Here is a 25,282-nt window from a genome sequence, read left to right as displayed (position 1 = left end):
TTCAGCCTCGGTTATGGGTAGTTCCGGCCAGCAGGCACGCCACGCTCTGGGCGAGTTCGGCGCGTCGATAAGGCTTGCGCAGCACTTCGAAACCGCTTAGCTGGCGCGGCGTCAAATTGGCATAGCCCGTGATGATCAGCACCGGCAGCTCGCTGTGATGCTGGCGCATTTGCTGGGCAAAGCGTACACCGGTCATCTCCGGCATGACGTGGTCGGTCACCAACACATCAGGCAGCCACCCCTTTTCCACCAAGCGCAAAGCGGCCACGGCACTTGGCGCTTCGGTCACCTCATAGCCCAGGTCGCGCAATTGCAAAGCCGTTGCGTGACGCACAATCTCTTCGTCGTCCACCAACAACACCCGGCTTGGACGCTCGGCCACAGGTCCGTCGCAAGCCTCGGCATCGCGATGGGTGGGTAATGCATCGCTGGCCGGCAGCCACAATGTCGCCTGGGTGCCTTTCCCTGGCGTGGACTGGATGCCGAACCCTCCGCCGGATTGAACCGCCAAGCCCTGGACCATGGGCAAGCCCAGGCCAGTCCCCTTGCCCACCTCCTTGGTAGAAAAGAAGGGTTCGATGCACCGCCTGAGCTGTTCATCGTCCATGCCGCAGCCATTGTCCCTGACCTGAATCCATACCAGACGTTTGCCCGCAAGGTCCTCGGGGGGTGTCAGGCAGTAGGTGTCATCACCGGCAATGATTTGCAGCTGGCCGGCGCCGCCGATAGCATCCCGGGCATTGACCGCCAGATTCAGCAGGGCCAGTTCCAGTTGGTGAGGATCCACCACGACGCAGGGCAACGACGGGTCGATGTTCACATGCACGGCAATGGTGGGTCCGAGCGAACGCGCCATCAACTCGTGCATGTCCTCGACCAGTGCTGCCAAGGACACCGGTTGCGGTTTGAGTGTCTGACGGCGTGCAAAGCTGAGCAGGCGAGCGACCAGATTGCGCGCCCGTTCTGCTGCCTGCAGGCCCCCGTCGATCAGCCGGGGCGCGCGCTCGGCATGTGGATGCCGGCGCAGCAGCTCGAACGACCCAATGATCGGCGTGAGCATGTTGTTGAGGTCGTGGGCGATACCGCCGGTCAATTGCCCGATCATCTCCATCTTGTGGGCTTCGTGCAGTTGCATCATGACTGATTCGCGCTGGGCCAGCGCCGTGGCAACCCGCTCCTCGAGGCTCTGGTTCAGCAAGTGCAACGCCTGCTCGGCACGGGCATGGAGGATTGCAGCCCACACTTGCTTGGCGGTTTCCTCCACAAGCTGACAGTCCTCCTCGAAGCACCCTCGCGCATCGCTGAAATGAACGCCTAACACTGCTTCGAGTCGCCCACCCCGTAGCACAGGGGCATGCAAGGCGGTGCTTATGCCCGCCAGACAAGGCTCAGGCTGTTCGTACCTGTGCTGAACGGTCCTGCCATCGCTCAATTGCTCATACAAGTCGGCGCCGAACGTCATGTACGAATGGGTGCCCGTCAAGGACGCCACGCCATCGGACCAATCATGGCTGACTTTGAAACCAACACCGTCGCCTTTGTCTTCACCGAAGCAGACCCTGGCTGCGCCCAACTCCTGGGCCAGGCGCTGAACCGCATACGACTCGATACGTGCGGCATCACCCAGCCCAGGCAACGTACGGCTCAATTCCAGGAGAAAAGCCTGGCGCTGGTGGAAACGCACCCGGTCCGTGGTCTCGGTGACCAGGCACAAGACCCCGCCGACGCTTGCATCAGCCTCGCGCACGGCGGAATACGACACGTCGAAATACACTGTCTCACCGTGCCCTCGGCGCTCAATGTAGAAGGGACGGTCCTTGGCCGAAAACGTCTGTCCTGTTTCACGCACACCGCGCAGCAACGGTTCGAGGTCGTCCCACAGTTCGGCCCAGTGCTCGCGCGCCGGGCGCCCGAGGGCTTGCGGGTGCTTATGGCCAATAGTGGGCGCATAGGCATCGTTGTACAGCGCGACATAATCCGGGCCCCAGAACAACACGACCTGGGTCTGCGCTGGCAGCAATGTGGCCATGGCGGCCTGAAGGTGCGGGGACCAGCCATGCGGCGTCCCAAGTGGCGAATTCTCCCAGTTCATCGTTTGGAGCAGACGGCCAATCTCACCGCCATTGAGCAGGAAGCTCAGCGGTGTGGAGGCGTCGTCGATTAGAGGGGTTTGAAGCGATCTCATGTCAGGGGAATCCGCGGCACAGGCCAGCCATCTCTGGATAAGAGGCATTGATTCGCGGTTCGTTCCACTGAGATTGATCAGTCGTTCAATGTCAGCGCTGACCGCCCCGCGCAGTCAATCTGCCAGAGGGATGCTTAACTGCCCTCCGGCAGCAGGCTACGGTCGAACATGAATGGCCCCTGCCCTTGCGCCGTGTATTGGTACAGTTGCTGCGGACGCCCCATGGGTGGCTGATTCTTTTCGCCTGTGTCCCTGACCCAGCCGAGCACGCGCAAACGCTCCAGGCGCTTGCGCAGCGACGTTGCATTTACAGGCTGGCCCAGGCACGCCTGCATGGCCCCCAGCGCGTCGAGCACGGTGAACCGGGTGTCGAGCAGGTACAACGGCAAACTGCTGTAGACGGACTTGGCCGCGAGCCGCTCACAGGCTCGGCGCGCCAACAAGTTGTGATCGAATGGCAGCAGCACCCTGCTATCAGCCACGTCGGCGAGGTCGAAAAAGGCTAGTTGCTCATCCTCGACTTCCTGGCGGGCGGGCAACAGCGCCAAATAGCAGGTGCTCAATGACCAACCCCGCGGATCCCGAAAGGCATTGCCTTCAGTGCCGACTTGCTCCAGATAGTGTGGCTGGACGCGCGCTTTTTCGCTCAAGGCGCGATGGGCTGCGCTCTGGAGGCTGGTATCAGGCGTGCGCCCATTGATGATCACCCCAGGCAGTGCCCATTGGCCCTGATGCGGTTCTCGCTCACGGCGATGCAAAAGCACCTGCAGGTGCTCGCTGCCGGGCGGCAGGCGCAGCGCGACTATGTCGACGCTTGCCAGGACTTCAGCTGTACTCACTCGTAACTCCTTGACCGAAGCCTTTTATAGTTCACCAGAGCGAATAAGTAAATCGGCCGTAACGTCCAGATAATGGATGCTTGACACATATACAACACCAGGTGGATTATGTAGCCATTCCAGCGAGGAGAACCTCCATGAAAATCGCCAGCTTCGATGTCGACGCACAAATAGGCTTCACGTGCCATGCGCCCCAGGAACTCCCAGTCCCCGAGGGTCATGAAATCGCACCAGACCTCAACGCCATGGCACAACGGGCCGACCTGCGATTGGGCAGCAAGGATGCGCATCCCGCCAATGCCGCGTGGGTAGTGGCCCAAGCCACGCAGATGCTGCAGCCGCTGACCCTGGCCAACGCGGACCTCACCTGGGTCAGCCATTGCGTCCCTGGCACTCCCGGTTTCGAGCTGCTGCCAGGCCTGCCTGCCCCCATCGAGTACGACTATTTCGTGTGGAAAGGCGTGGAGCCCGACCTGCATCCCTATGGTGCCTGCTACCACGACTTGGCCGAGCGCCGCTCCACCGGCGTCATCGAATACCTCAAGGTGCATCAGGTGGGTGCTGTGATCGTTGGCGGGCTCGCACTGGACTACTGCGTGCGCACCACTGCCCGACAATTGCGCCAGGCCGGGTTCGAGGTGCTGCTGTACCTACCGGCCTGCCGCGCCCTGAGCCAGGCCGGTGCGATAGAGGCCTGCGGCGCCCTGGCTGCCGACGGTGTGAAGCTGTGCGGCGACGAGTCGGCCCTCGACCATCAACTGGCCCTGATCAAGGAGCAAGCAGCATGAGTGACAGCGTATTTGGCCCCCGTATCGTTCAGAACCTGCTGGACACCGACTTCTACAAGATCACCATGATGCAGGCGGTGCTGCACAACTACCCCAATGCCGAGGTGGAGTGGGAATTTCGCTGCCGCAACGGTGAGAACCTGGCCCCGTATCTCGCAGAAATCCGCCACCAGGTCGAGCAACTCGCCGAAGTCACCGTCACCCAGGATCAGCTTGCTTACCTTGAGAAGATTCCCTTCATCAAGCCTGACTTCATTCGCTTTCTTAGCCTGTTCCGCTTCAACTTGCGCTACGTGCATGTTGGCCTGGACGACGCCGGCCAGCTTGCGATACGCGTACGCGGCCCCTGGTTGCACGTCATCCTGTACGAAATCCCGTTGCTGGCGATCATCAGCGAAGTCCGCAACCGTTACCGCTACCGGGAGGTGGTGATCGAGCAGGTACGCGAACAGTTGTACCGCAACCTCGACTGGCTCAAGGCCCAGGCCAGCAGTGATGAATTGGCGGGCTTTCAGCTGGCGGATTTCGGCACTCGTCGACGCTTCTCCTATCGGGTGCAGGAAGAGGTGGTGCACATCCTCAAGCGCGATTTCCCAGGCCGCTTCGTCGGCACCAGCAACGTGCACCTGGCCCGGGAATACGAGCTACGGCCAATTGGTACCATGGCCCACGAATGGTTCATGGCCCACCAGCAGCTGGGTCCTCGCCTGGTGGACAGCCAGGCTGCAGCCTTGGAGTGCTGGGTGCGCGAGTATCGCGGCCTGCTCGGTATCGCGCTGACCGACTGCATCACCATGGATGCCTTCCTTGGGGACTTCGACCTCTATTTCGCCAAGCTCTTCGACGGCCTGCGTCACGACTCGGGCGACCCGCTGGCGTGGGCGGAGAAAGCCATCGCGCACTACCACCGGCTGGGTATCGACCCGAAGACCAAGACCCTGATCTTCTCAGACGGCCTGGACATGCCCAAGGCGCTTGGGCTTTACCGCGCGCTGCACGAGCGCATCAACGTGAGTTTTGGCATCGGGACGCGCCTGACCTGCGACATCCCGGGGGTCGAGCCGATGAACATGGTGATCAAGATGACGGCCTGCAACGGTGCACCGGTGGCCAAGATTTCGGACAGCCCAGGCAAGACGCAGTGCCGGGATGAAAATTTCGTGGCCTATTTGAAGCACGTATTCAACGTAGGCGCGTGACTTTCTGCAGGTGGCATTGCTAGGCCCGTGTACGTATCATGCTGCCCGGTTCAACAATCACCTGCCCTTTCAGCACACCAGGAGAAAGATCGCGATATGGACATCAAATTGGCAAAGCTGGTCACGGCAATGGGCTTGGCAGCCTTGCTCGCAGGCTGCAGTGAAGAAACGGTGCCCGAGCCGACCGCTGAGAACTGCACCCCGCAGATGCAGAAGAAAATTCTGGCGGATTTGTCCAAAGAGGCCAATCGCAATACCTTTACCGCCAACTGCAACAGCTTCCTCCAAGCCCGCAAGCATACCGACTGGACCTTCAAGAAGAGCCCGAAAGACGACTTCTGATGAGGTAGCGGCGGCCCTGACAGCACACGTGCCGCGTGGCAGTCGGGCTGCCTTGCGGCGATGTCTGCAGGGACGGGCGCATGTGTCATGAAGTGCCGGTGGTGGGTGAGCGTGAAACGTGGGTCGAAGCCCCGGAAAAGGCCACACAAAGCTCGTGAAAGCGGGCAGCCGCTCGAGAGGGTGAACCTGCGTGGGGCAGGACTATCGAAAACCGGCGAAGCAGTGAACGCGGCCCCACCTGGACCTTGCGCAAAACCATCCCTTCGTGACGAATCGACATGGCAGACACGAAACCTACGCCCATACCGGCGCGTACTGCTTCCTTCACCCCCTCCACGCCGGCGATCTCCAGGCCAATCCGCATCTGTAGTTGACTGTCGGCAAACGCTTGCTCGACGACCTGACGCACGCCCGAGCCCTGCTCACGCAGCACTATTGGGAAGTCGGCCACCTCCTTCAAGGCGCGAGGACCGGCGCAAGCCAAGAAGTGTGCAGCCGGGACGATGGCGACGATTTCGTCCTCCAGCCACTCGGTCACGCCAGTGCCCACGGGCAGGTCTCGCCCCGGCGGCCCTTCGATCAACGCCAAGTCCACGTCACCCAAGGCGGCGACGATTTCGGCGGTGTTGCCCTGGATGGTGGTGATCACCACCTCAGGGTAGCGTGCCTTGAATTGGGCGATCAGGTACGGCAGCGCGTAGCTTGCAGGCGTAGTGCTGGCACCGATCCGCAAGGTACCGCGCTGAAGGCCGCGCATCGCTTCGCGAAGTGACCGCGCCTGATCGAACGTATCGCGCAGGCGGGTCGCATGCGCCAGTAGCTGTTCACCTGCTGCTGTCAGGCGCACCCCGCGCCCTGCCCGATGATAAAGAGGCTCGCCAAACGCCTCCTGAAGGAGTTTAAGTTGGCCAGACACCGCTGGCTGAGACAGATGCAGGGCCATTGCGGCATGGCTGATGTTGCCGTGCTCGGCCACGACGGCGAACGTTATAAGCTGTTCTGGAGTCATCCCGGAAAACTATCAGCTAAGTGGATATTTTTCATCCCTAATTACGATTTTTCATAAGCTTATAACCAACATACCGTGGTGCTCATTGATTCCAGTTGCTGGAGAATTCCATGACACCTGCCCCTTATACGCCATCTGACGCACCTGCCGCGCACCGCTGCGCAACGCTCAAGGGTGTGCTTTTGGTTACCGTTCTTGCGTTGGGCATCAGCCAAGCGGCTGCCCTACCCCTTTTCGTCCAGCTTGGCCTCAGCCCGTTGATCCTCGGCATCGTGGCCGGCGCGTTCGTTGGCAATGTGCTGAAAGATCGCCTGCCGGCCTGCTATGCACAGGGCATACACTTCTGCGCCCGGGCCCTGCTCCGGGTTGCCGTCGCCTTGTTCGGCCTGCGGATCAGCTTGCAGGAAATTGCACACGTTGGCTGGCCTGGCCTGGTGATCTCGCTGCTGGTGATCAGCAGCACATTGGCGATAGGACTGTGGTGTGGCATGAAACTGCTCGGGCTTGACCGCGAGACTGCTCTGCTTACAGCTGCGGGCAGCGCCATCTGCGGGGCTGCGGCCGTTTTGGCCTTTGAATCGGCACTGCGCAGCGCGCCGCATAAAAGTGCAGTGGCCGTAGGCAGCGTGGTGCTGTTCGGCACGGCGTCGATGTTTTTCTATCCCTTTCTGATTCGGGCTGGCTGGCTGCACCTGGATGCCCAGACCGCTGGGCTTTGGCTGGGCGGCACCCTCCATGAAGTGGCTCAAGTAGTCGGCGCCGCCAGTACCCTTGGCCCTGATGCCAGCCATGTGGCAACCATCGTGAAAATGACGCGTGTGATGCTGCTGGTGCCTGTCTTGTTACTGGTTGGCTTGTGGATCAGCCGTACCCCAAAATCCGGCTTGGCGTCAGGCAAGGGTCGGCTCACGGTGCCGTGGTTTGCGTTCGGGTTTCTGGCACTGGTAGCGGTCAATTCGCTGGAGGTTCTACCTTTGAGCCTGCGCGAAGCCGTCAACGGCCTGGACACCTTTGCGCTGACCATGGCCATGACGGCATTGGGCATGGAAACTCGCTTCGAACAGATACGCCACGCCGGGCCTCGCGTGCTGGCAACGGGGGCAATTCTCAACCTGTGGCTGTTTGGGGGCGGCTTGGCCATTACCCTGGCCGTGCAGCGGCTGCTGGGGTGATTGTTTCGCAACGCGCGCCGCTGAGGCCGCCATGAAGTGCCGGGCTTTTTTTGCATGCCTCTCGTTGCCGCTTCCATTTCTCGGTATGGTGTGGTCAAAGAAGGATGTTTTACCCGCACAGGAAAGACTTAGATGCCCCAACGCCATGTCATCAATGCATCCGTCAGCCCCAAAGGCAGCCTAGAAACGCTGTCCCAACGTGAAGTACAGCAACTGAGCGAAGCCGGCTCCGGCACTCTTTACACCCTGTTCCGCCAGTGCGCCCTGGCCATCCTCAACACCGGCGCCCATGTCGACAATGCCAAGACCATCCTCGAGGCCTACCAGGATTTCGAAGTGCGCATCCATCAGCAGGACCGAGGCGTTCGCCTGGAGCTGCTGAACGCCCCGGCAGATGCCTTCGTCGATGGTGAAATGATCGCCAGCACCCGGGAGATGCTCTTCAGCGCCTTGCGCGATATCGTGTATACCGAAAGCGAGCTGGCCAGCCAGCGCATCGATCTGGAAAGCTCCCAGGGCATCACCGATTACGTGTTCCACTTGCTGCGCAACGCCCGCACCCTGCGTCCTGGCGTCGAGCCGAAGATGGTGGTGTGCTGGGGCGGTCACTCGATCAGCACCGAGGAATACCAGTACACCAAGAAGGTGGGCCATGAGCTGGGCCTGCGTAAGCTGGACGTGTGCACCGGTTGCGGCCCTGGCGTCATGAAAGGCCCGATGAAAGGTGCCACCATTGCCCATGCCAAACAGCGCATGCAGGGCAGTCGCTACCTGGGCCTGACGGAACCGGGCATCATTGCCGCCGAGGCGCCCAACCCGATCGTCAACGAACTGGTGATCCTGCCAGATATCGAGAAGCGCCTGGAGGCGTTCGTGCGGGTTGGTCACGGCATCATTATCTTCCCGGGCGGTGCAGGCACGGCAGAAGAATTCCTGTACCTGCTGGGTATCCTGATGCATCCGGATAACCAGGATGTACCCTTCCCGGTCGTGCTGACGGGCCCACGCAGTGCAGAGCCCTACCTGCAGCAATTGCATGCCTTCGTCGGCGCAACGCTCGGCGAGGCAGCGCATCGGTTGTACGAGATCATCATTGACGACCCGGCTGAAGTGGCGCGCCACATGGTCGAAGGGCTCAAGCAGGTCAAACAGTTCCGTCGCGAGCGCAACGATGCGTTCCATTTCAACTGGTTGCTGCGGATCGAAGAGAGCTTCCAGCGACCCTTCGACCCCACTCACCAGGCCATGGCTGACCTGGATCTGCGCCGCGAGTTGCCACCTCACGAACTGGCGGCCAATTTGCGCCGAGCGTTTTCCGGGATTGTGGCGGGTAACGTTAAGGACAAGGGCATTCGCCTGATTGAAGAGCACGGGCCCTACCAGATTCGCGGTGACAGCGCTGTATTGGATCCGCTGGGGCGTTTGCTGCAGGCATTCGTTGACCAGCATCGGATGAAGTTGCCGGGTGGGGCGGCTTATTTGCCTTGCTATCAGGTTGTGACTTGATTCACGCTTGACGGATAAAAGGGTCGCTGCAATGGATGGCGCAGCGGCCCCAGCCTACAAACGTCCCAGCCCCTTTTGCCCGGACACTGCGGCCCACTCCGGCCGGTGAGGCCTACAGGGCTGCACACGTAGATCAATGACGAGGCAGGATTAGCCGAACAACCACACCCCTACCTCGCTCAAGAAAACTCGCCACCTGTCACCTGTCGCTCCACAAATCGAATGCTGTTGCGCCCTGCGCGCTTGGACTCGTACAACGCCACATCCCCCTGCTCGATCAGCGCCGCCAGACTCGCTGGCGCCTGGTCAAACACATTCACCCCAATGCTCAACGTCACCGCTGCAGGTGTCGGGACTGCCCCGCCGGCATAGGCCTGAAATTGCTCCCGTAGTCCCTTGGCCAACCCCAGGACCCCTTCACGGCTAGCCCCACTGAGCAAAATCACGAACTCATCCCCGCCCAACCGCGCCGCCAGGGAGCGCTCGGGCAACACCGCACGGATCATTTCACTCAAGGCCACCAGCAACCGGTCCCCCGCTGCATGCCCATGCAGGTCGTTCACCAGCTTGAAATTGTCGATATCGATCAACAACAACGCTGCAGGCCGGACATTGCTGACCTCCTTGAAGAAAGGCCCCGCACGTACTTCCAGGGCACGCCGGTTGTACAGCGCAGTCAGCGGATCCCGTGCGGCCAGCCGAGCGATGCGTTCTTCGCGGCGGTAGCGAACCGTGCCTGTCATGGACAGCGCGATCAGCATGATCGCCATGGCACCCTCCACCAGGGAGATCTGGATGATCAATCCCCCGAAACTGGCCAGGTCAATCAACGTGCCCGGCGCAATCGCAATGATCGCCTTGATCACGTAGAACAACCCATGGACCAGAAGCACGTACCGCAACTGGACTGCACCTACGCTCAGCGACTGCCCATGCGGCTGCAGCAGGCTACTGGCCTTCAAGGTCAGGGCGGCAACCAGCAGCGAGTTGGTCATCAGCATGACTTTCGACCACTCTGGGCCTGCAGGCAGCAGTAACAGGGCAAACCAGATCAGCACGATCACCAGCCAGGCCCGCGAAATACGGTCCTGGGTGAAGCGCAGCACGCCCAGCAGGAACAAGCCATGGGCCACGACCAGCAGGCCGTTCGCGAACCAGATGCCGATGAACAAAAGGCCAACGCCTCGCAGCAGCGCCAAGGTGCAACCGACGGTAATGGTCGCGAACCCGGCGCTCCAGTACAGCAACGATGACTCGCGGACACTGCGCCACTCTATTGCCAGGTACAACGCCGCCGCAGCCGCCAAGGCGATGGAAATGGTGAGCATGGTAGGTGGGTCTAGCGCCATGGCGGGTGTAGCCTATCGAAGTGGTTCGTAAAGACGGCGATTGTATGCGCTCACGCTGGATTTTCAGAGCAGCAGACGACCGCGTGCGCCAGACTTTTCTGCCGCCGTGACTTGCAGCTTCATAGCAGCCCTCTGGTAGGAGCGGCCCTTGTGCCGCGATGGGCCGCGATGGGCCGCGCAGCGGCCCCGGCGATCCGTGGTACAGCGTTCAAATCCCAGGGCCGCTGCGCGGCCCACCGCGGCACAAGGACCGCCCCTACAAGTGCTACGTTAATCAGGGGTATGTGTGGCGGCCGACGCCATCAATGAGATCAACGCCTGGTTGTCCACCGGACGACTCAACCAGTAACCCTGCACCTCATGGCACTGGTCATCACTGAGCAAAGCGAGCTGCTCCGCAGTTTCCACCCCCTCGGCCGTGACCGTCATGCCCATGGCGTTCCCCAGGCTGATGATCGCCTGCACCACACTGCGGTCACTGCTGCTCTTGCCCAGCGACTGGACGAACCGACGATCGATCTTGATGCTGTCGAACGGGTAAGTACGCAGATAGCCCAGTGACGAATAGCCTGTGCCGAAGTCGTCCATGTTCAAGCGCACACCAAGTTCCTTCAATGCGTTCATCGTCTGCAACGCGCCTTCAACGTCGTTGAGCATCACGTTCTCGGTGATTTCCAACTCCAGCCGGTGCGCAGGCAGCCCGGTCGTGCGCAAGGCCTCGGCCACATCGCGTACCACGTCGCTGCGGCTGAACTGGGCAGGGGACATGTTCACGGACACCAGCACATCGAGCGGCCAGGCTCCTGCCTCCTTGCAAGCCTCCTGCAGCACCCAGTTGCCCAGCAACACAATCACATCGCTTTCCTCGGCCAAGCCGACAAATTCGTCCGGCATCAGCAACCCAAGGCGGGGGTGCTGCCAGCGCACCAGCGCTTCGGCGGAGGCGATCGTTATCCCGTCCACCTTGAACCGTGGCTGGAAATGCAAACGCAGTTCGCCACGGGGGATGCCTTCGCGCAGCTCCTGTTCGAGCACGCGCTTTTCAAGCAGCGCAGCGCTCATCTGCGTGGAGAAATACCGCCATGTGTTCTTGCCCGATTGCTTGGCCCCGTACAGCGCTACGTCGGCATAACGGATCAGGTCGCTAGGGCCACCTGGGTAATCGTCGGAGATGACCACACCCAGGCTGGCGCCTATCTGTACCTTGTGGTGCTCCACCGCCATCGGCTGCTTGAGGGTGTCGATGAGCCGGGCGCAGAACCGGTCGAGTTCATCACGCGTGCCCGGTGCGATCAGGACGATGACGAACTCGTCGCCCCCCAGACGCGCTACCAGGTCGCTGGAACGGGTCATTTGACCAAGCCGCGTCGCCACCTCCATCAACACTGCATCACCGGCCGGGTGGCCGAGGCTGTCATTGATTGGCTTGAAGTTGTCCAGGTCGAGCATCAGCACGGCCCGCGACACCTTGGCGCTGTCCTCGAGGAAGCGGAACAGCTTGTTACGGTTGGGCAGCCCGGTCAGGGCGTCATGTTGTGACAGGTGCTGAATTCGGGCATGGGCTGCCACCTCATCGGTGATGTCGGTACAGGTGCCGCGGAATCCCTTGCAGATTTTGTGCTCGATGATGGCCCTGGCCGCGATTCGGCACTCGCGTCGCTGCCCGGCCTTGTCCAGGTAATGGCAGCGCAGCGTGCCGGTAGACTCGCTGGCGCCCAGGCTGTGCAGCCAGGTTTCGACATGACCGGTTTCACAATCGAACAACGTGCAGATCGGCTGATTGAGCCAGAGCTCGGCGTCGTGCCCGGTCAGTTCGGCAAAGCGTGGTGAAAGATAGATCAGGTGCTGCTGCGCATCGGTCTCCCAGATCCAGTCGGAAGCCGCCTCGGCCACGGCCTTGAAGCGCGCTTCGCTGGCCTCCAGCGCCCGCTTGGAAATAGCCAGCTGATGGTAGCTGCGGTCAATGTCGGCGCTGGTGCGCATGGCATAGCGTGCAAGCAATACCATCAGCGCCAGGATAATCAGCAGCGCCACCGCCAGCGGTGTGAATACCGTTTGCAACAGATCGCTGCCGGGCTGGTCCATGCGCCAGGTCAAACGATAGGGAACCCCCTGAAGTCGCAAATGCCCCATATCGTCCGCAGCATTGTCGCTTGCCGCGATAGCCAAGTCCGTGAGGCCGGCCGTCTTACCCATCTGACTCAGCAAGTCGGCCTCGATCAATCGAATGAAGACCATCACCGAGTGATGCTTAGCCAGGCTGTCGGCGAGGCCAGGAGGACGTATCACGGCAGAGGTAAAGACCGCGGGCTGGCCAGCAAACATGACGTAGCCTGACGCCGGTTGCTTCTGCGCCATGGCCTGGCGGGCTTGTTGCAGGATGCGATGACCCTCGGGGCTGAAGTGATCGAAACCCAAGTCTGTCAGACGCCCTTGCACTATTGCATAAAGCGTACCCTGATCATCCAGGACGAACACGCCCGCATAGCCATCATCGCTATAGAGCGTGGCACCAACGTTGCCCTCATCGAACGCCCATTGCCGGTCCGCTGGACGCGCCAGATGGTCGTAAGCTGCCTGCCAGGAAGCATGGGTCCACAGATAGGCGCGCTCGGCCTTGTGCAACTGTGCCAAGGCCGCATTCGCATGGAATCGGCTTTGTTCCAGCTCCCGCTGATCGAGCGAAACGGCGATGCGATAAAGCGACACCAGCCCCAGGATCATCGCCAACAAAAGCAGGCCCGAAAAAGCCAGCACAAGGCGGCGAACCATACGGCTGCGCGGCGAATCATTGCCAAAAGCTGCTTCCATTCCTTGAGCGCCTATTGTCGGGGATGCACAGGGTGGACCTACAGCGTGCCCGGCCGATCAACGCTATCGACCATCGGGCAGGCCGCACTACAGCCCCTGCCCTACAGCACCCGCTTGATCAACGGTTCCAACCGACTATAGCGTAGCCTGCGCAGCAGCTTGCGCACGGGTTTGGGGTGTTCGGCCTTGACGCCTAGAGCGTGCGCCGAACCGATAGCCGGGGCATGTTCACGCAATGCGCTCAGCTCCTGCTCGCACGGCCCCCGCCATTGCCCAAGGGGGTCATCGATAAGCAGGCCGTTCTCCAGGTCCAGGTTGAAGCCGCGCGGGTTCAGGTTGTTGCCAGTCAGCAAGCTATAACGTTCATCGACCCACACGCCCTTGGCATGAAAGGTGTGCCCGGGATCGTTCCACAATCGAACCTGCAGCTGACCACTGGCCAGCAGGTGCTCGCGACGGCGCGCAAAGGCCCTGAGGTTGTCCTCATACAGATAAGGCAATGCCCCGCTGGCATGGAACGGTTCTCCCGGAGGGACGTAGAAGTCATTGGCAGTACGATGGCCGACGATGAACTCTACCCGCACGCCGCGTGCCAACGCGTCGTCAATTTCGCGCATCACGACCCGCGGCGGATTGAAGTACGGGGTGCTGATGACGATACGTTCGCGGGCCACGGCCAACAGCGCGCACACCGTTTTGTTCAATGCATTGCGCCTGCCGACGCCGATCAGCGGAATCACTCGCAGGTGCCCCGGCTCGGTTGCAGGGCCTGGTGCATATGTCAGCCGGCGCATCCGTGCCCGCAGACGGCGAATGTCACTGCGCAAATCGGCGGTCGAAGGCGGCGCAGGAAGGTCCAGGCGCGGCGTGGCCTGCGGGTGAAGCAGCCGATGCACCAGGTCGACCATGCAATCGGCCAGGGCCCTGCTGTGGAACAGGTGGTAGCGATCGAGCCGGTAACGGTCGAACCGATGCAGGTAGACGTTGTTGAGGCTGGCACCGGTGTAGATGACGCAGTCATCGATGATGCTGCCCTTGAGGTGCAGCACCCCGAAGAGTTCGCGGGTCTGCACAGGCACGCCATGGATCGCGATGTCCAACTGGCGGCTCTGGCGTTCGGCCTGGTACCAGGCTGCATTGCCAGGCTGCCTGCCCGCCCCCAGCAGGCCTCGCCGGGCCCGGAACCAGTCCACCACGACGGTTATTTCAAGCCCTGGACGAGCCGCCTTGGCCTGATAGAGTGCGTCCAGCACCTCCTGGCCCGCCTCGTCATGTTGCAAGTAGAGCGCCACGATGACGATCCGCCGGGTCGCTGCGCCGATACGCTCGAGCAGGCAGGCTCGGTAGGCCTGGGCATCGGGGAGCACTTCGATCGCATCGGCGGTCAACGGGTAGCCTGGCAACTGGGCCAACAGGTTTTCTGGGTTCACTTGCAGCCACCTTCTGGGCAAACTATGCCCCAGCTTGCACAGGAATCGCCCAATGGTCCACCCCGCTTCGGTAAATCCACACTCCGGCACGGTCAAGACATTCGGTTTTCTGATCATGCCCAATTTCACCACCATCGGCCTGGCATCGGCGGTGGAAACGCTGCGCAAGGCCAACCTGGCCGCATGTAGGCCCGTGTTTCACAGCGTACTGATCGCGGCGCAGGAGGGGCCGGTCACCGCCAGCAACGGCATGCGCGTGCTGCCCGATTACACGCTCGTGATGACCAGCGCTGGACGTACTGTTGGTAGCGGGCCTTAACCCCATCGAGCGCGGCCCTGCCACCGGGGCGCACATCCGCTGAAGTCGTTGCGATCATGGAAGCCAACCTCGAGGAGCCGTTGGCACCCAGCGAGCTGGCCAACCTGACCGGCATCACCGTGCGCCAGCTCGAGCGCCTGTTCAAGCATCAGCTGCAACGTACCCCCACGCGCTATTACCAGGAACTACGGCTAACCCATGCCAGGCAGTTGCTGCTGCAAGGCGACGCGCCGGTTGGCGACGTCGCACCGGCCTGCGGCTTCGGCTCGGCGGCGCACTTTTCCAAGGCGTACAGCCGACTGTTCGGTGTTTCGCCTTCCGCGCAGCGCCGCCTGGCAGCCTTGCGCTGACAGAGCGCTCGCTGCTCATTTGCAGATGACGTTGTGCTGCGGCCCATAGGGGAACTGGGTAATGTTATCGGCCCCCTGCTCGGTCACGACCAGAATGTCATGCTCGCGATAGCCGCCTGCCCCTGGCAGGCCCTGTGGCAGCATGATCATGGGCTCGATCGACACCACCATGCCCGGCTCCAGTACGGTGTCGATGTCCTCGCGCAACTCCAGGCCGGCCTCGCGCCCGTAGTAGTGGCACAACACGCCGAAGGAATGGCCGTAGCCGAAGGTACGGTATTGCAGCAGGTCGTGCTGGCGGTAGATTTCATTGAGCTCAGCAGCAATGTCGCAACACCGTACGCCTGGACGGACGAGGCGTTGACCTGCCTCGTGCACCTGAACGTTCACCTGCCACAGGCGCAGGTACTCGTCCGGGCAGTGATCGAGAAAGAGTGTGCGCTCCAACGCCGTGTAGTAGCCGCTGATCATCGGGAAGCAGTTGAGGCTTAAGATTTCACCCCTGCCCACGCGACGGCTGGTTACCGGATTGTGGGCGCCATCGGTGTTGGGCCCGGATTGAAACAGCGTCCAGGTGTCCATCAACTGGCTGTCGGGATAGCGCCTGGCAATGTCCCGGACCATGGCCTGGGTGGCATGCAGTGCCACCTCGAACTCCGGCGCCTGGTCAGCCAGCGCGTCGATCACCGCCGCGCCGCCAACATTGGCGACCTGTGCCCCCTGGCGGATCAGGGCCTGCTCTTCAGCCGACTTGATCAGCCGCAGGCGCATGCAGGCGGTGCTGATATCGACCAGCTCGGCATGCGGGTAGCATGCCGCGAGTGCGGCATGGGTGTGGCGCGTCAGGTGATCACCCTCCACGCCAATGCGCCCCACCTGCGGCAGCGCCTGGCGCAGGGCGGTGAAAAAACTGCCCTGCCGCCAGTCGGTGTAGACGATGTTGTCGGTGCCGATCGACCGACGCCATGGCTGACCGCCATCGATGTTGGCACTGATCGGGACGACCTGATCAGGGGTGATCACCACCGCGTAGGCGCGCCCAAACGCGCAATAGAGGTAGTCACTCTAGTAGTTGACGTTGTGGTAGGAAATAAAGACGAGTGCCTCGAGCTGCTGGGCGCTCATCAGGGCGCGCACCTCGGCATGCCGGCGGGCATATTCTTGAGCCGAGAACGTCGCTTCGACCTTCTGGCCATTGCGAATCCTGAGGGTATCGGGCATGTGCATGATCGTGATTCCTTGGGGTTGTGAGCACGCAAGTCAGGCCGGCCGCCTGAAAGCATTGCAGCACGCAACCCACATGCACGTTTGTACCCAAGCGACTTCGAATTGGCAGCAGTACTGCCTTTCACATCTGCAGTGGCACTGGCCAGTGCGCTAACGCCGCCGTTGCATCCAGGCTGCCCCCAGCCCACTGAGGCAGATCACGCAAATCCCGACCAGGCTGAGCGTATCGGGGGCCTGGCCATAGAACACCAGGCCCAGCAGGCCAGCGAAGACGATCTGGCAGTAGCTGAACGGCGCCAACAGCGCAGGCGCTGCGAAACGGAAGGCCTGGGTCAGCAGCAGGTGAGCGGTCATACCGAAACCACCCAGCGCCAGCATCAGCAAGGCATGGTCCCAGCGCGGCGTTTCCCAGAAAAACGGCACCAGCGCACTCATGGCCAGGGTGTTGCACAACCCTGCATAGAAATTGCTGGTGGTCGGGCTGTCGTGCGCCGCCAGGATGCGCGTCAACAATTGGTAGAAAGAGAAGCCCAGCGCCGAGCCGAACGGGTACAGGATGGCGGGCGTGAACAGCGCCCCGCCTGGATGCACGACAATCAGCACCCCCAGAAAGCCCAATACCACTGCCACCCATTGCGCTATCGTGACCCGTTCCTTGAGCAGTGGTACAGACAGGGCAGTGACCAGTACCGGTGCAAGGAAGTTGACCGCAGTCGCTTCGGCCAATGGCAGGTACTGCAACCCAGAGGTGAACAGCAGGCTGGTGCTGAGCAGGCTCAAGGCGCGCAAGGTTTGCAGCAGCGGGCGTCGGGTGCGCAACACGTTGAGGCCCGAGCGCGGCAGGAAAATGCCAGCCATCAACAGTGTGTGCACCACGTACCGTGCCCACACCACCATCACGATCGGGTACAGCCCTCCCAGGAACTTGGACAAGGCGTCGTGGCTGGCGAACATGAACGTGGCGCACACCACCAACACGATGCCGCGAAGCGGTTGGTTGACGCCGGACAGCGGGGTACTGGAACTCATGGCTCTCTCGAAGTGGACGCAAAACCGCGCTGCGCCATTATGAAGCCGCGCGCACGCCCCGATTGGGCGTGGCAGCAGGATTCTAGAAGAGATACCGGGCACGCGGAAGTTCAATCATCACCACAGCGTGTTTTTCCTTGGGGCAACGGGTACGGGCGCCACGGCTGTCAGCCCTGCACCACATGCTGCAGCCTGGCCCAGAGACGTTGCACATCCTCCCTCTCAGTGCCCAGGGCGCCAATCGACACACGCACCATCCAGCGTCCGTCGAGCACCGCGGGCGTCACATAGGCGTCGCCCGATGCATTCAGGCGCTCGGCCCAGGCTCGGGTATGGGCGTCCAGCGCCTGGCCGGCCATCCCTTCAGGGCAATGCCGAAGGCACAGCGTCTGCAACGGCACAGGGGCGAGCAACTGCCAGTCGCTTGCCGCGCGCACTTGTTCGGCCAGCCACCTGGCATTGTCCAGGTCCCTGCGCAGCCGTGCTTGCAAGGCCTCGACACCTTCTGCGCGCAACATGAACCACAGTTTCAAGGCGCGGAACCTGCGCCCCAAGGGAATGCCCCAGTCGCGCAGGTTCTTGACCTGCCCATCGACCGAGGACTGCAAGTAGCTGGGGTTGGTGCTCATCACGCGCACAAGGTGCTGGGGGTCGCGCACATAATAGACCGAGCAGTCGAACGCTACCCCCAGCCATTTGTGCGCATTGACCACCACCGAATCGGCAAGCTCTATCCCATCCCACATCCAGCGGCACTCGGGCAGTATCATCGCCGAGCCGGCCATGGCTGAGTCCACGTGCAGCCACAGGCCATGTTGCTGGGCCAGCGCGCTGATGGCGCGCAGCGGGTCGAGGGCCGTAGTGGCGGTAGTGCCGCAGGTGGCAACGATCGCACACGGCCGATTGCCAGCCGCCAGGTCCTGTTCGATGGCCTGCTCGAGCGCAGTCGGGCACAGCGCATAGGCTTCATCGGTCGCGATCAGGCGGATATTGTCGCGGCCAAAGCCTGCCAGCAACGCCGCCTTGTCCACCGAACTGTGGGCATGGGCGCTGACATACACGATCAGGGGCTGGTCCTGGCCTTGAAGCCCGTGACGGACCAGGGCGTAATCACTTGAGCGCTCACGGGCGCAGATGAGCGCGACCAGGGTGCTGGTCGAGGCGGTGTCCTGAATCACCCCGCTCCACTGCTGCGACAAACCCAGCATCTGGCGCAACCAGTCCAAGGTCGTTTCTTCCAGTTCGCTCAACGCTGGGCTCGATTGCCACGACAAGCCCAGTACGCCAAGCCCGGTACTCAGGAAGTCCCCCAGCACGGAGGACAGCGTCCCATTGGAGGGAAAATAACCGTAGAAATCCGGGTGCTGCCAATGGGACAGGCCCGGCATGATCAACCCGTCCACGTCCTTGAGAATCGCGTCGAACGGCTCGCCCTGTTGCGGCGCGGCCGGCGGCAGCGCCGCCTTCAGGTAACCGGGCTCGACCTGGGCCATGACCGGGCGCTGCTGCACGGTCTGGCGGTAATCGGCGATCAGGTCGATCAGTTGATGGCCATACTGGCGAAACGCTTCGGGGGTCATGCACGTGCTCCTGTGGTGGGCGCCTCACACGCTGATGGCGGTCAGTGCGGGTCGGCGGCTGGCTGGGAGCAGTGTAGAGCGCGCCGCCTGCGCGAAGAACCGCGCCCTGCGCATAGCTGCTATGGCAAATACGCAACGCCGCCCTGGACACCGAATTGAGATTGGCGCCACAGGTCGAACACCCGGTTTCGAAACCAGCGATGCTCGGCCGACCCATGCAAACGTTCGTGCCACACCACCCAATACCGCTGACTGTGCTCGACGAACCCCAACGGGCGCCACGCCAGCGGATGCAGGCGGCACAATTGGCGGGCGATGTGTTCGGGCACGGTAGCTACTGCCTGGCTGCTGGCGACCACCTTTACCGTTGCGCAAAAAAACGGCACTTGCAGGCTGATGTGCCGTTGCAGGCCCTGCGCACGCAGATGCTGGTCAATGAAGCTGTCCTTGTCCCCGCCACCGGAGATTCGTACATGCCTGCACGCCAGGTAGTCGCTTTGCGAAACCCGCCCATGGGCGGTCAAGGGATGATCCGGTGCCATCAGGCACACCGCCCGATCCTCGCCCAGCAGACGCCCGTGCACATTGGGCGGCGACTCGTCGAACAAGGTGGTGGCAAGGTCGATCTCGCCACTGGCGAGCAGGTCATATTGCCCGGCTTGCCAGGTGCGGTACTCCAGGCTGATGCCTGGCGCTTCCTGCTCCAGCGCCGTCACCAGCAAAGGGAGCATATGCTCGGCGACATAATCGGAAGCAGCAAGGCAAAAGCGGCGTTGGCAGCGGGCAGGCTCGAATAACGCAGGCTGACGAAGCGCCTGCAGCTCGTCCAGCACCTGGCGCAAGGGCTCGCGTAGCGTCTGGGCATGCTCGCTCAGCACGTAGCCTCGGCCTTGACGCACCAGCAGCGGGTCGTCGAAGGCCTCGCGAAGTTGAGCCAACTGGCGGCTCAAGGCCGACTGGCTCACGCCCAGGCGCTCAGCCGTCCGGCTGAGGTTCTGCACCTGCAGCAGGTGATCGAGCACCCGCAGGTGCCCAAGGCTGAGCGTGGCAAAGGCTGGATTCACGGCAGCTCCCGCTCGGGGCACGCCCCGGTGCAGCGCTGCCCAGCCATCGCCTGTACGAGACGCCTGGCAATGGGCAGCATCGGCAGATGGGGCTCGCGCTTACTGCGTCAAGCCAACGTAGACGTTCTGGACGTCGTCGTTCTCGTCGATGGCTTCGAGAAACGCCTCGACTTCGGCCAGGGCTTCGGCACTCAGGCTCGAAGCACTCACCGGGTTTTTTGGGGTGTAGCCGATCTTGGCCGACGTGACGGTGAAACCGTGCACCGGCAGGGCCTTCTGCACAGCGTCCAGGTCGGTGGTATCAGTGATGAACAGGGTAGACCCCTCCTCTTCGCCTTCTTCGAAGTCCTGGGCCCCGGCTTCGATGGCAGCCATCTCAGGATCAGCGTCACCGTTGGGGGTGGCTTCGATCAGCCCCACATGGTTGAAGTCCCAGGAGACCGAGCCGCTGGCACCGAGTTGGCCCTTGCGGAACAGCACACGAATTTGCGCGACCGTGCGGTTGACGTTGTCAGTCAGGCACTCGACGATCAGCGGGACCTGGTGCGGGGCGAAGCCTTCGTAGCTGACAGCCGCATACTGCACGGCATCGCCATCCAGGCCAGCACCCTTGCGGATGGCCCGCTCCAGGGTTTCGCGGGTCATCGAAGCCTTCTTGGCCTGTTCGATGGCTAGGCGCAAACGCGGGTTCATGTCCGGGTCAGCGCCGGATTTGGCGGCGATCTGGATTTCCTTGGACAGCTTGCCCATGATCTTGCCCTTGGCATTGGCCGCGGCTTCTTTATGTTTGGCTTTCCACTGTGCGCCCATGTCGACTCTCTTGTTTCAGCGGCCGGTTCAGGAAACGACCGGCACAAAAAGTGGGAGCAGTTTATACGCCTATGGGCAAGGATCGACAACCGTCTGCGCTGCACCGACACTCCACCAGACGACTCAGCGGGTAGCGACTACGAACAAGCGCGGAAACGGCAGCAGCACCTTGCCATCGGAAGCTGGCGGGTAGGCGCCTTGCATCGCCTGCAGGTACATCTGCAGGAAATCATCCTGCTCATGCGGTTGCAGCCGCGACAGGTAAGGCCGCAAGGCCGAACCCTTGAACCACTGCACCACGCCCTCAGCGCCGTCGGCCAAGGGGTGGTGGTAGGTGGTGCGCCACACTTCCACCCGGGCACACAGCGGGCTCAACAGATCGTAATAGAACGCCGCGCCATGGCGCGGCGGCAACTGGAAGTCCTCGAACTTGGCCGCCCACGGGCCACGGCAGGCGATCTCGCGCAGTGCGGTATGCGCGGGCTCCTCCAGGTTGTCGGGCGTCTGCACCGCAAGGCTTGCCCCTTCGCTGAGCTGACGCACCAAGTGCGGGTACAGCCGCCCGTGGTCGGGCACCCATTGCAGCGAGGCGTTGGCCAGGATCAGGTCCTGGGGCTCAGGAGCGGCCCAGCCTGCGATGTCCGCCGTGACCATGTGCACGCGGGGGATGCACAGCCGCTTGCGCTCTCGGGCCTTCTCGATCATGTCCGGGTCGCTGTCCAGCGCGGTCACCTGCGCATCGGGGCAGCGTTGCAGCAGCACTTCGGTGGAATTGCCTGGCCCGCAGCCCAGGTCGGTGGCATGCCGCACCGGGCGCGGCGGCACCGCCCCCAGCAAGTCGCGCACCGCCCGGGTGCGTTCGTCTTCGAACAAGGAATACTGGGTGGCAGACCAGGACATGGCGACGTTCTCCGATGAGCGATGCCCTTCAGCATATGCCATCTGCCGCCCAAAACGCGAAGCGGCCGGCCCCTTGGAGGGAACCGGCCGCTTCGCAGAGCCGATGAGGCTTAGTGTCGAGGCGCGCTGCGCATCTGGTGCACAACCCCCATCGCCACCACCAGCGCCGCCGCGATGCCGGTAGAGATCACCAGGATCTGGTAGTCAGGCATGAACGCCATGGTCACCAGGGCCGCCACGATGAAGGCGATCACCAGGTAGGTGAGCCACGGGAACAGCCACATTTTCAGGCGCACTTCCTTGCCTTCGGCAATCAGCTTGCGGCGCATGCGCAGCTGGGAGAACGCGATCACCAGGTACACCAGCAGGGCAATCATGCCCGTGGTGTTCATCAGGGTATCGAGTACGTCCTTGGGGCGCAGGGTCTCGCTGAAATTGATCAGCGCACACACCACTGCCACCGCGCACGAGCCCATGATCGCGTACACCGGCACGCCAGTGCCGGCACGGGTGATCTTGAAGAACGACGGTGCGTCGCCACGCTGGGCCAGGGAGAACAGCATGCGCGAGGCGGTGTAGTGGCCAGAGATCAGGCAGCTGCTCACCGAGGTCAGCACCACGAAGTTCATCAGCAACTCGGCGTAAGGCACGCCCAGCAGCTCAAGGGTACGGCGATAGGCGCCGTAGCCGGAGACGCCCAGGTGCGGGTCGTTCCACGGTACCAGGCAAACGATCAGGAAGATCGAGCCTACGTAGAACAGGCACACGCGCCATACCACCGAGTTGGTGGCCTTGACGATCTGCGCTGCCGGGTCCTTGGCCTCGGAGGCTGCGATGGTCACGATCTCGGCGCCCAGGAATGCAAACATCACCCCCAGCAACGCCCCGATGACTGTGGTGATGCCATTGGGCATGAATCCTTCGGCGGTCAGGTGGGTAATGCCCCGCACCTCGCCGAATTGCCAGATGTTGAGCACCGCTGCGGTACAGACGATCAGGAAGCAGACGATCGCGATGACCTTGATCAGGGCGAACCAGAACTCGAACTCACCGTAGTGCTTGACGTTGAAGAAGTTGACCGTGATCAGCAGCAACGTCGTGGCCAGCACGAACACGTTGACACTCACATCTGGGAAGAACCCGTGCAGGATCTTGCCGGCTACGTAGGCTTCCCAGGCCATGAGAATGACCCAGTACCACCAGTACAGCCAGCCGATGGTGAAGCCGGCCCAGCGCCCGATGGCGCGGTCGGCGTAGGTGGAAAACGAGCCCGTGTCGGGTGAAGACGTTGCCATTTCGCCAAGCATGCGCATGATCAGCACCACGAGGATGCCGCCTGCCAGGTAGGCCAGCACCGCGGCCGGCCCGGCGCTGTGGATCACGCTGCCGGATCCTACGAACAAGGCGCCGCCGATGACCCCGGCGATGGACATCATCGTCAGGTGGCGCGACTTCAGCGAGGCACTGAGCTTGCTCTCATGCCCGCCGTTCGCGGTGGTGGTTGTGGATGTTGCGTCCATCAGTTGTGTACCCCGTGCTTCTTTTTATCCAAGGAAAACCGTGAAACCCCGATGGCTGGCGGTTTCACCTGTACATCAGTGCTAATGCGCGCAGGAGGTGTGAACGAACACACGCAGGCCATCCATGGCGGCCTGCTGACGCGCCCCAGGGCTGAGGCCTGGAGCGAACTGAACATGCTTTGTGTGGCGATATCCGACACCTAATGTAAAAATGTCCATCGCAGAGAGCCATGCACAGTGGCATGAAACTCGCACTGCACTGTACAGGTCGCCAACCCTATACACCGGGCCAGCACCTGGCGTTACACACCTGAAGGTCCCCCATGCTGCAATTGAACCCAGACGCTTCCACACCGTTGGTCAACCAGATCATCGACGGTCTGCGCACCCTGATCGACACACAGACGCTCAAGCCTGGCGCCAAGGTGCCGTCGATCCGCGCCTTCGCCGCCACCTACTCGGTCAGCACCTTCACCGTGGTGGAAGCCTACGATCGCCTGGTCGCCCAAGGGTTGCTGGTAAGCCGTGGCAACGCTGGCTTTTTCGTCAATCGCGCCGCCGCTGAACTGCTGGACACGCACACGGCTGACCCTGATGCAAGCCGACCAACGTTCAACACCGAGTGGTACCTGCAGCAGATCTTCGAAACCCGGCAGTTGCCGTTCAAGCCAGGCTGCGGCTGGCTGCCCAATGACTGGATGTACGAAGATGGCCTGCGCCGAGGGCTGCGGCAGGTGGCTGGCAGCCCACTGGAACTGTCCGGTTACGGCGACCCCATGGGGTTACCCGAACTACGCGCATTGACGGCGCAGAACCTGCAGCAGGATTTGTCGATCGTCGCCAACCCCGCTCAGCTGATGTTGACCCACGGTGCCAGCCAGGCCCTGGACCTGGCCGTGCGTACGCTGGTCCGGCCAGGTGACGTGGTACTGGTGGACGACCCTGGCTATCCCAACCTGATGAGCATTCTGCGCACCCAAGGCGCAACGCTACTGGGGGTGGCGCGCACGCCCAATGGCTACGACCTCAATCAGCTTGAGCGGTTGCTGGCGCAACATAGGCCCACGGCTTTCTTCACCCAGCCTCACTTGCACAGCCCGACGTGCTCGCGCACGCCGTTGCCCCAGCTGCACCGCCTGCTGCAACTGGCCAACCAGCATGGTTTCCGGCTGGTCGAAAACAACCTGTACGCCGACATGATCGCCGATCCGCAACCCTGCCTCGCCAGCCTGGACCACCTGCAGCAGGTGGTCTACGTGGGCAGCTACTCGAAAAGCATCTCGCCCAATGTGCGGGTGGGCTACCTGCTGGCCAATCCTGAACTGGCGCAACAGCTGGTACACCTGAAAATGCGCTCGGGCCTGACCACTTCGCAGGTCATGGAGCGGGTCGTCTATGCCGCCATCATCGACGGTCGCTGGCGCAAGCACCTCAAGCGTCTGCGCCAACGCCTGGCCGAGGCGCATCAACGGGTGGGAGAGCATCTGCACCGGCTAGGCTTCGAACTGTTCACCGAATCGGACGAGGGGATGTACATCTGGACCCGGCATCCCTCGATTCCCGACAGCGCGCTGTTGCTCGATGACGCGCTCGAAAAAGGCATCATGCTCGGCCCCGGACAGTTGTTCATGGTCGATGCCAGGGCAACGGGCTGGATGCGTTTCAACGTGGCGTTCAGCCTGGACCCGGTCATGTGGGAACTGCTGGAAACGGTATTTGCCCGGCATGCCAGGCGATAGGGTCAGTGAGCACGCTATTGCTGCGGCGCTCTGGCTTGAGCTTCACAGGTTACGCGGCCCCCTGTAGGAGCGGCCCTTGTGCCGCGATGGGCCGCGTAGCGGCCCCAGGATTTA

At 62.1% G+C, this 25,282-nt stretch carries 18 protein-coding genes and 2 pseudogenes; 7 read left to right on the top strand and 13 right to left on the bottom strand.

The features are described from left to right. Nucleotide 1 precedes the first annotated feature (1 nt). Both ACF8E5_RS18105 and ACF8E5_RS18100 read right to left on the bottom strand, forming a co-directional pair. Nucleotides 2-2,185, bottom strand: a complete 2,184-nt coding sequence (locus ACF8E5_RS18105) for a response regulator (RefSeq protein WP_392475613.1) — start codon at nucleotides 2,183-2,185, stop codon at nucleotides 2-4. 134 nt (nucleotides 2,186-2,319) lie between these two features. Next, nucleotides 2,320-3,024 carry an NUDIX domain-containing protein gene (locus tag ACF8E5_RS18100; protein ID WP_196185445.1) on the bottom strand — a complete coding sequence of 235 codons (705 nt, stop codon included), beginning with the start codon at nucleotides 3,022-3,024 and terminating at the stop codon, nucleotides 2,320-2,322. A 137-nt stretch (nucleotides 3,025-3,161) separates the two neighbouring features. On the opposite strand from ACF8E5_RS18100, the gene ACF8E5_RS18095 reads away from it, so the two are divergent. From ACF8E5_RS18095 to trbK, 3 genes are all read left to right on the top strand, one after another. Continuing rightward, nucleotides 3,162-3,812 (top strand): isochorismatase family protein, encoded by a 651-nt coding sequence (locus ACF8E5_RS18095; RefSeq protein WP_058605905.1) that lies wholly within the window; start codon nucleotides 3,162-3,164, stop codon nucleotides 3,810-3,812. After that, a complete protein-coding gene (pncB, locus tag ACF8E5_RS18090) occupies nucleotides 3,809-5,011 on the top strand; it encodes a nicotinate phosphoribosyltransferase (protein WP_197844033.1) in 1,203 nt (400 codons plus the stop codon). The genes ACF8E5_RS18095 and pncB overlap by 4 nt, the downstream gene beginning before the upstream one ends. A gap of 96 nt (nucleotides 5,012-5,107) precedes the next feature. Further along, entirely contained in the window at nucleotides 5,108-5,353 is a 246-nt protein-coding gene (gene trbK, locus ACF8E5_RS18085; RefSeq protein ID WP_078478507.1) for an entry exclusion lipoprotein TrbK, read from the top strand. Nucleotides 5,354-5,438: 85 nt separating this feature from the next. Here the strand turns inward: trbK and ACF8E5_RS18080 are convergent, their stop codons facing one another. Then, a complete protein-coding gene (locus tag ACF8E5_RS18080; RefSeq protein ID WP_392475612.1) occupies nucleotides 5,439-6,362 on the bottom strand; it encodes a LysR family transcriptional regulator in 924 nt (307 codons plus the stop codon). 110 nt (nucleotides 6,363-6,472) lie between these two features. On the opposite strand from ACF8E5_RS18080, the gene ACF8E5_RS18075 reads away from it, so the two are divergent. Together ACF8E5_RS18075 and ppnN are read left to right on the top strand one after the other, a co-directional pair. Continuing rightward, nucleotides 6,473-7,534 carry a YeiH family protein gene (locus tag ACF8E5_RS18075; RefSeq protein WP_392475611.1) on the top strand — a complete coding sequence of 354 codons (1,062 nt, stop codon included), beginning with the start codon at nucleotides 6,473-6,475 and terminating at the stop codon, nucleotides 7,532-7,534. A gap of 132 nt (nucleotides 7,535-7,666) precedes the next feature. Then, nucleotides 7,667-9,040 (top strand): nucleotide 5'-monophosphate nucleosidase PpnN, encoded by a 1,374-nt coding sequence (ppnN, locus tag ACF8E5_RS18070; RefSeq protein ID WP_392475610.1) that lies wholly within the window; start codon nucleotides 7,667-7,669, stop codon nucleotides 9,038-9,040. 179 nt (nucleotides 9,041-9,219) lie between these two features. On the opposite strand, the gene ACF8E5_RS18065 is transcribed toward ppnN, so the two are convergent. From ACF8E5_RS18065 to pssA, 3 genes are all read right to left on the bottom strand, one after another. Beyond that, nucleotides 9,220-10,368, bottom strand: coding sequence for a GGDEF domain-containing protein (locus tag ACF8E5_RS18065; protein ID WP_230375118.1), 1,149 nt, complete (start codon nucleotides 10,366-10,368; stop codon nucleotides 9,220-9,222). A gap of 291 nt (nucleotides 10,369-10,659) precedes the next feature. Beyond that, complete coding sequence (locus tag ACF8E5_RS18060; protein WP_196127561.1) at nucleotides 10,660-13,200, bottom strand: EAL domain-containing protein; 2,541 nt, start codon at nucleotides 13,198-13,200, stop codon at nucleotides 10,660-10,662. A gap of 101 nt (nucleotides 13,201-13,301) precedes the next feature. Continuing rightward, on the bottom strand, nucleotides 13,302-14,630 hold the full coding sequence (pssA, locus tag ACF8E5_RS18055; protein WP_392475609.1) for a CDP-diacylglycerol--serine O-phosphatidyltransferase: 1,329 nt from the start codon (nucleotides 14,628-14,630) through the stop codon (nucleotides 13,302-13,304). A 52-nt stretch (nucleotides 14,631-14,682) separates the two neighbouring features. On the opposite strand from pssA, the pseudogene ACF8E5_RS18050 reads away from it, so the two are divergent. Next, nucleotides 14,683-15,299: pseudogene (locus ACF8E5_RS18050) on the top strand (helix-turn-helix domain-containing protein). A 15-nt stretch (nucleotides 15,300-15,314) separates the two neighbouring features. Here the strand turns inward: ACF8E5_RS18050 and ACF8E5_RS18045 are convergent. From ACF8E5_RS18045 to ACF8E5_RS18015, 7 genes and pseudogenes are all read right to left on the bottom strand, one after another. Further along, nucleotides 15,315-16,526: pseudogene (locus ACF8E5_RS18045) on the bottom strand (M24 family metallopeptidase). Nucleotides 16,527-16,676: 150 nt separating this feature from the next. Further along, a complete protein-coding gene (locus tag ACF8E5_RS18040) occupies nucleotides 16,677-17,555 on the bottom strand; it encodes a DMT family transporter (protein ID WP_196127563.1) in 879 nt (292 codons plus the stop codon). A gap of 167 nt (nucleotides 17,556-17,722) precedes the next feature. Further along, nucleotides 17,723-19,135: a DOPA decarboxylase gene (locus tag ACF8E5_RS18035; RefSeq protein WP_326384376.1), complete on the bottom strand. Its 1,413-nt coding sequence runs from the start codon at nucleotides 19,133-19,135 to the stop codon at nucleotides 17,723-17,725. Between the two features lie 119 nt (nucleotides 19,136-19,254). Beyond that, nucleotides 19,255-20,199, bottom strand: a complete 945-nt coding sequence (locus ACF8E5_RS18030; protein WP_326384375.1) for a LysR family transcriptional regulator — start codon at nucleotides 20,197-20,199, stop codon at nucleotides 19,255-19,257. Nucleotides 20,200-20,298: 99 nt separating this feature from the next. After that, nucleotides 20,299-21,009, bottom strand: a complete 711-nt coding sequence (locus ACF8E5_RS18025) for a YebC/PmpR family DNA-binding transcriptional regulator (protein WP_196122013.1) — start codon at nucleotides 21,007-21,009, stop codon at nucleotides 20,299-20,301. 123 nt (nucleotides 21,010-21,132) lie between these two features. Beyond that, nucleotides 21,133-21,909, bottom strand: a complete 777-nt coding sequence (tam, locus tag ACF8E5_RS18020) for a trans-aconitate 2-methyltransferase (RefSeq protein WP_196122012.1) — start codon at nucleotides 21,907-21,909, stop codon at nucleotides 21,133-21,135. Between the two features lie 110 nt (nucleotides 21,910-22,019). Further along, entirely contained in the window at nucleotides 22,020-23,429 is a 1,410-nt protein-coding gene (locus ACF8E5_RS18015) for an amino acid permease (protein WP_027914808.1), read from the bottom strand. A gap of 323 nt (nucleotides 23,430-23,752) precedes the next feature. On the opposite strand from ACF8E5_RS18015, the gene ACF8E5_RS18010 reads away from it, so the two are divergent. After that, nucleotides 23,753-25,168 (top strand): PLP-dependent aminotransferase family protein, encoded by a 1,416-nt coding sequence (locus ACF8E5_RS18010; RefSeq protein WP_078478500.1) that lies wholly within the window; start codon nucleotides 23,753-23,755, stop codon nucleotides 25,166-25,168. The last annotated feature ends 114 nt before the right edge of the window (nucleotides 25,169-25,282 follow it).

This window comes from Pseudomonas sp. WSY_20, from assembly GCF_043104335.1.
In the GTDB taxonomy this organism is placed as follows: Bacteria; Pseudomonadota; Gammaproteobacteria; order Pseudomonadales; family Pseudomonadaceae; genus Aquipseudomonas; species Aquipseudomonas parafulva_B.
This window is presented reverse-complemented; position numbering and strand designations above follow the sequence as displayed.

Excerpts from the sequence above, each read along its gene's own strand:
- ACF8E5_RS18040 (WP_196127563.1), bottom strand. The coding sequence starts at position 17,555 with ATGAGTTCCAGTACCCCGCTGTCCGGCGTCAACCAACCGCTTCGCGGC.
- ACF8E5_RS18035 (WP_326384376.1), bottom strand. The coding sequence starts at position 19,135 with ATGACCCCCGAAGCGTTTCGCCAGTATGGCCATCAACTGATCGACCTG.
- ACF8E5_RS18010 (WP_078478500.1), top strand. The coding sequence starts at position 23,753 with ATGCTGCAATTGAACCCAGACGCTTCCACACCGTTGGTCAACCAGATC.
- ACF8E5_RS18075 (WP_392475611.1), top strand. The coding sequence starts at position 6,473 with ATGACACCTGCCCCTTATACGCCATCTGACGCACCTGCCGCGCACCGC.
- ACF8E5_RS18060 (WP_196127561.1), bottom strand. The coding sequence starts at position 13,200 with ATGGAAGCAGCTTTTGGCAATGATTCGCCGCGCAGCCGTATGGTTCGC.
- ACF8E5_RS18065 (WP_230375118.1), bottom strand. The coding sequence starts at position 10,368 with ATGCTCACCATTTCCATCGCCTTGGCGGCTGCGGCGGCGTTGTACCTG.
- ACF8E5_RS18080 (WP_392475612.1), bottom strand. The coding sequence starts at position 6,362 with ATGACTCCAGAACAGCTTATAACGTTCGCCGTCGTGGCCGAGCACGGC.
- ppnN (WP_392475610.1), top strand. The coding sequence starts at position 7,667 with ATGCCCCAACGCCATGTCATCAATGCATCCGTCAGCCCCAAAGGCAGC.
- tam (WP_196122012.1), bottom strand. The coding sequence starts at position 21,909 with ATGTCCTGGTCTGCCACCCAGTATTCCTTGTTCGAAGACGAACGCACC.
- ACF8E5_RS18095 (WP_058605905.1), top strand. The coding sequence starts at position 3,162 with ATGAAAATCGCCAGCTTCGATGTCGACGCACAAATAGGCTTCACGTGC.
- trbK (WP_078478507.1), top strand. The coding sequence starts at position 5,108 with ATGGACATCAAATTGGCAAAGCTGGTCACGGCAATGGGCTTGGCAGCC.
- ACF8E5_RS18105 (WP_392475613.1), bottom strand. The coding sequence starts at position 2,185 with ATGAGATCGCTTCAAACCCCTCTAATCGACGACGCCTCCACACCGCTG.
- pncB (WP_197844033.1), top strand. The coding sequence starts at position 3,809 with ATGAGTGACAGCGTATTTGGCCCCCGTATCGTTCAGAACCTGCTGGAC.
- ACF8E5_RS18025 (WP_196122013.1), bottom strand. The coding sequence starts at position 21,009 with ATGGGCGCACAGTGGAAAGCCAAACATAAAGAAGCCGCGGCCAATGCC.
- ACF8E5_RS18015 (WP_027914808.1), bottom strand. The coding sequence starts at position 23,429 with ATGGACGCAACATCCACAACCACCACCGCGAACGGCGGGCATGAGAGC.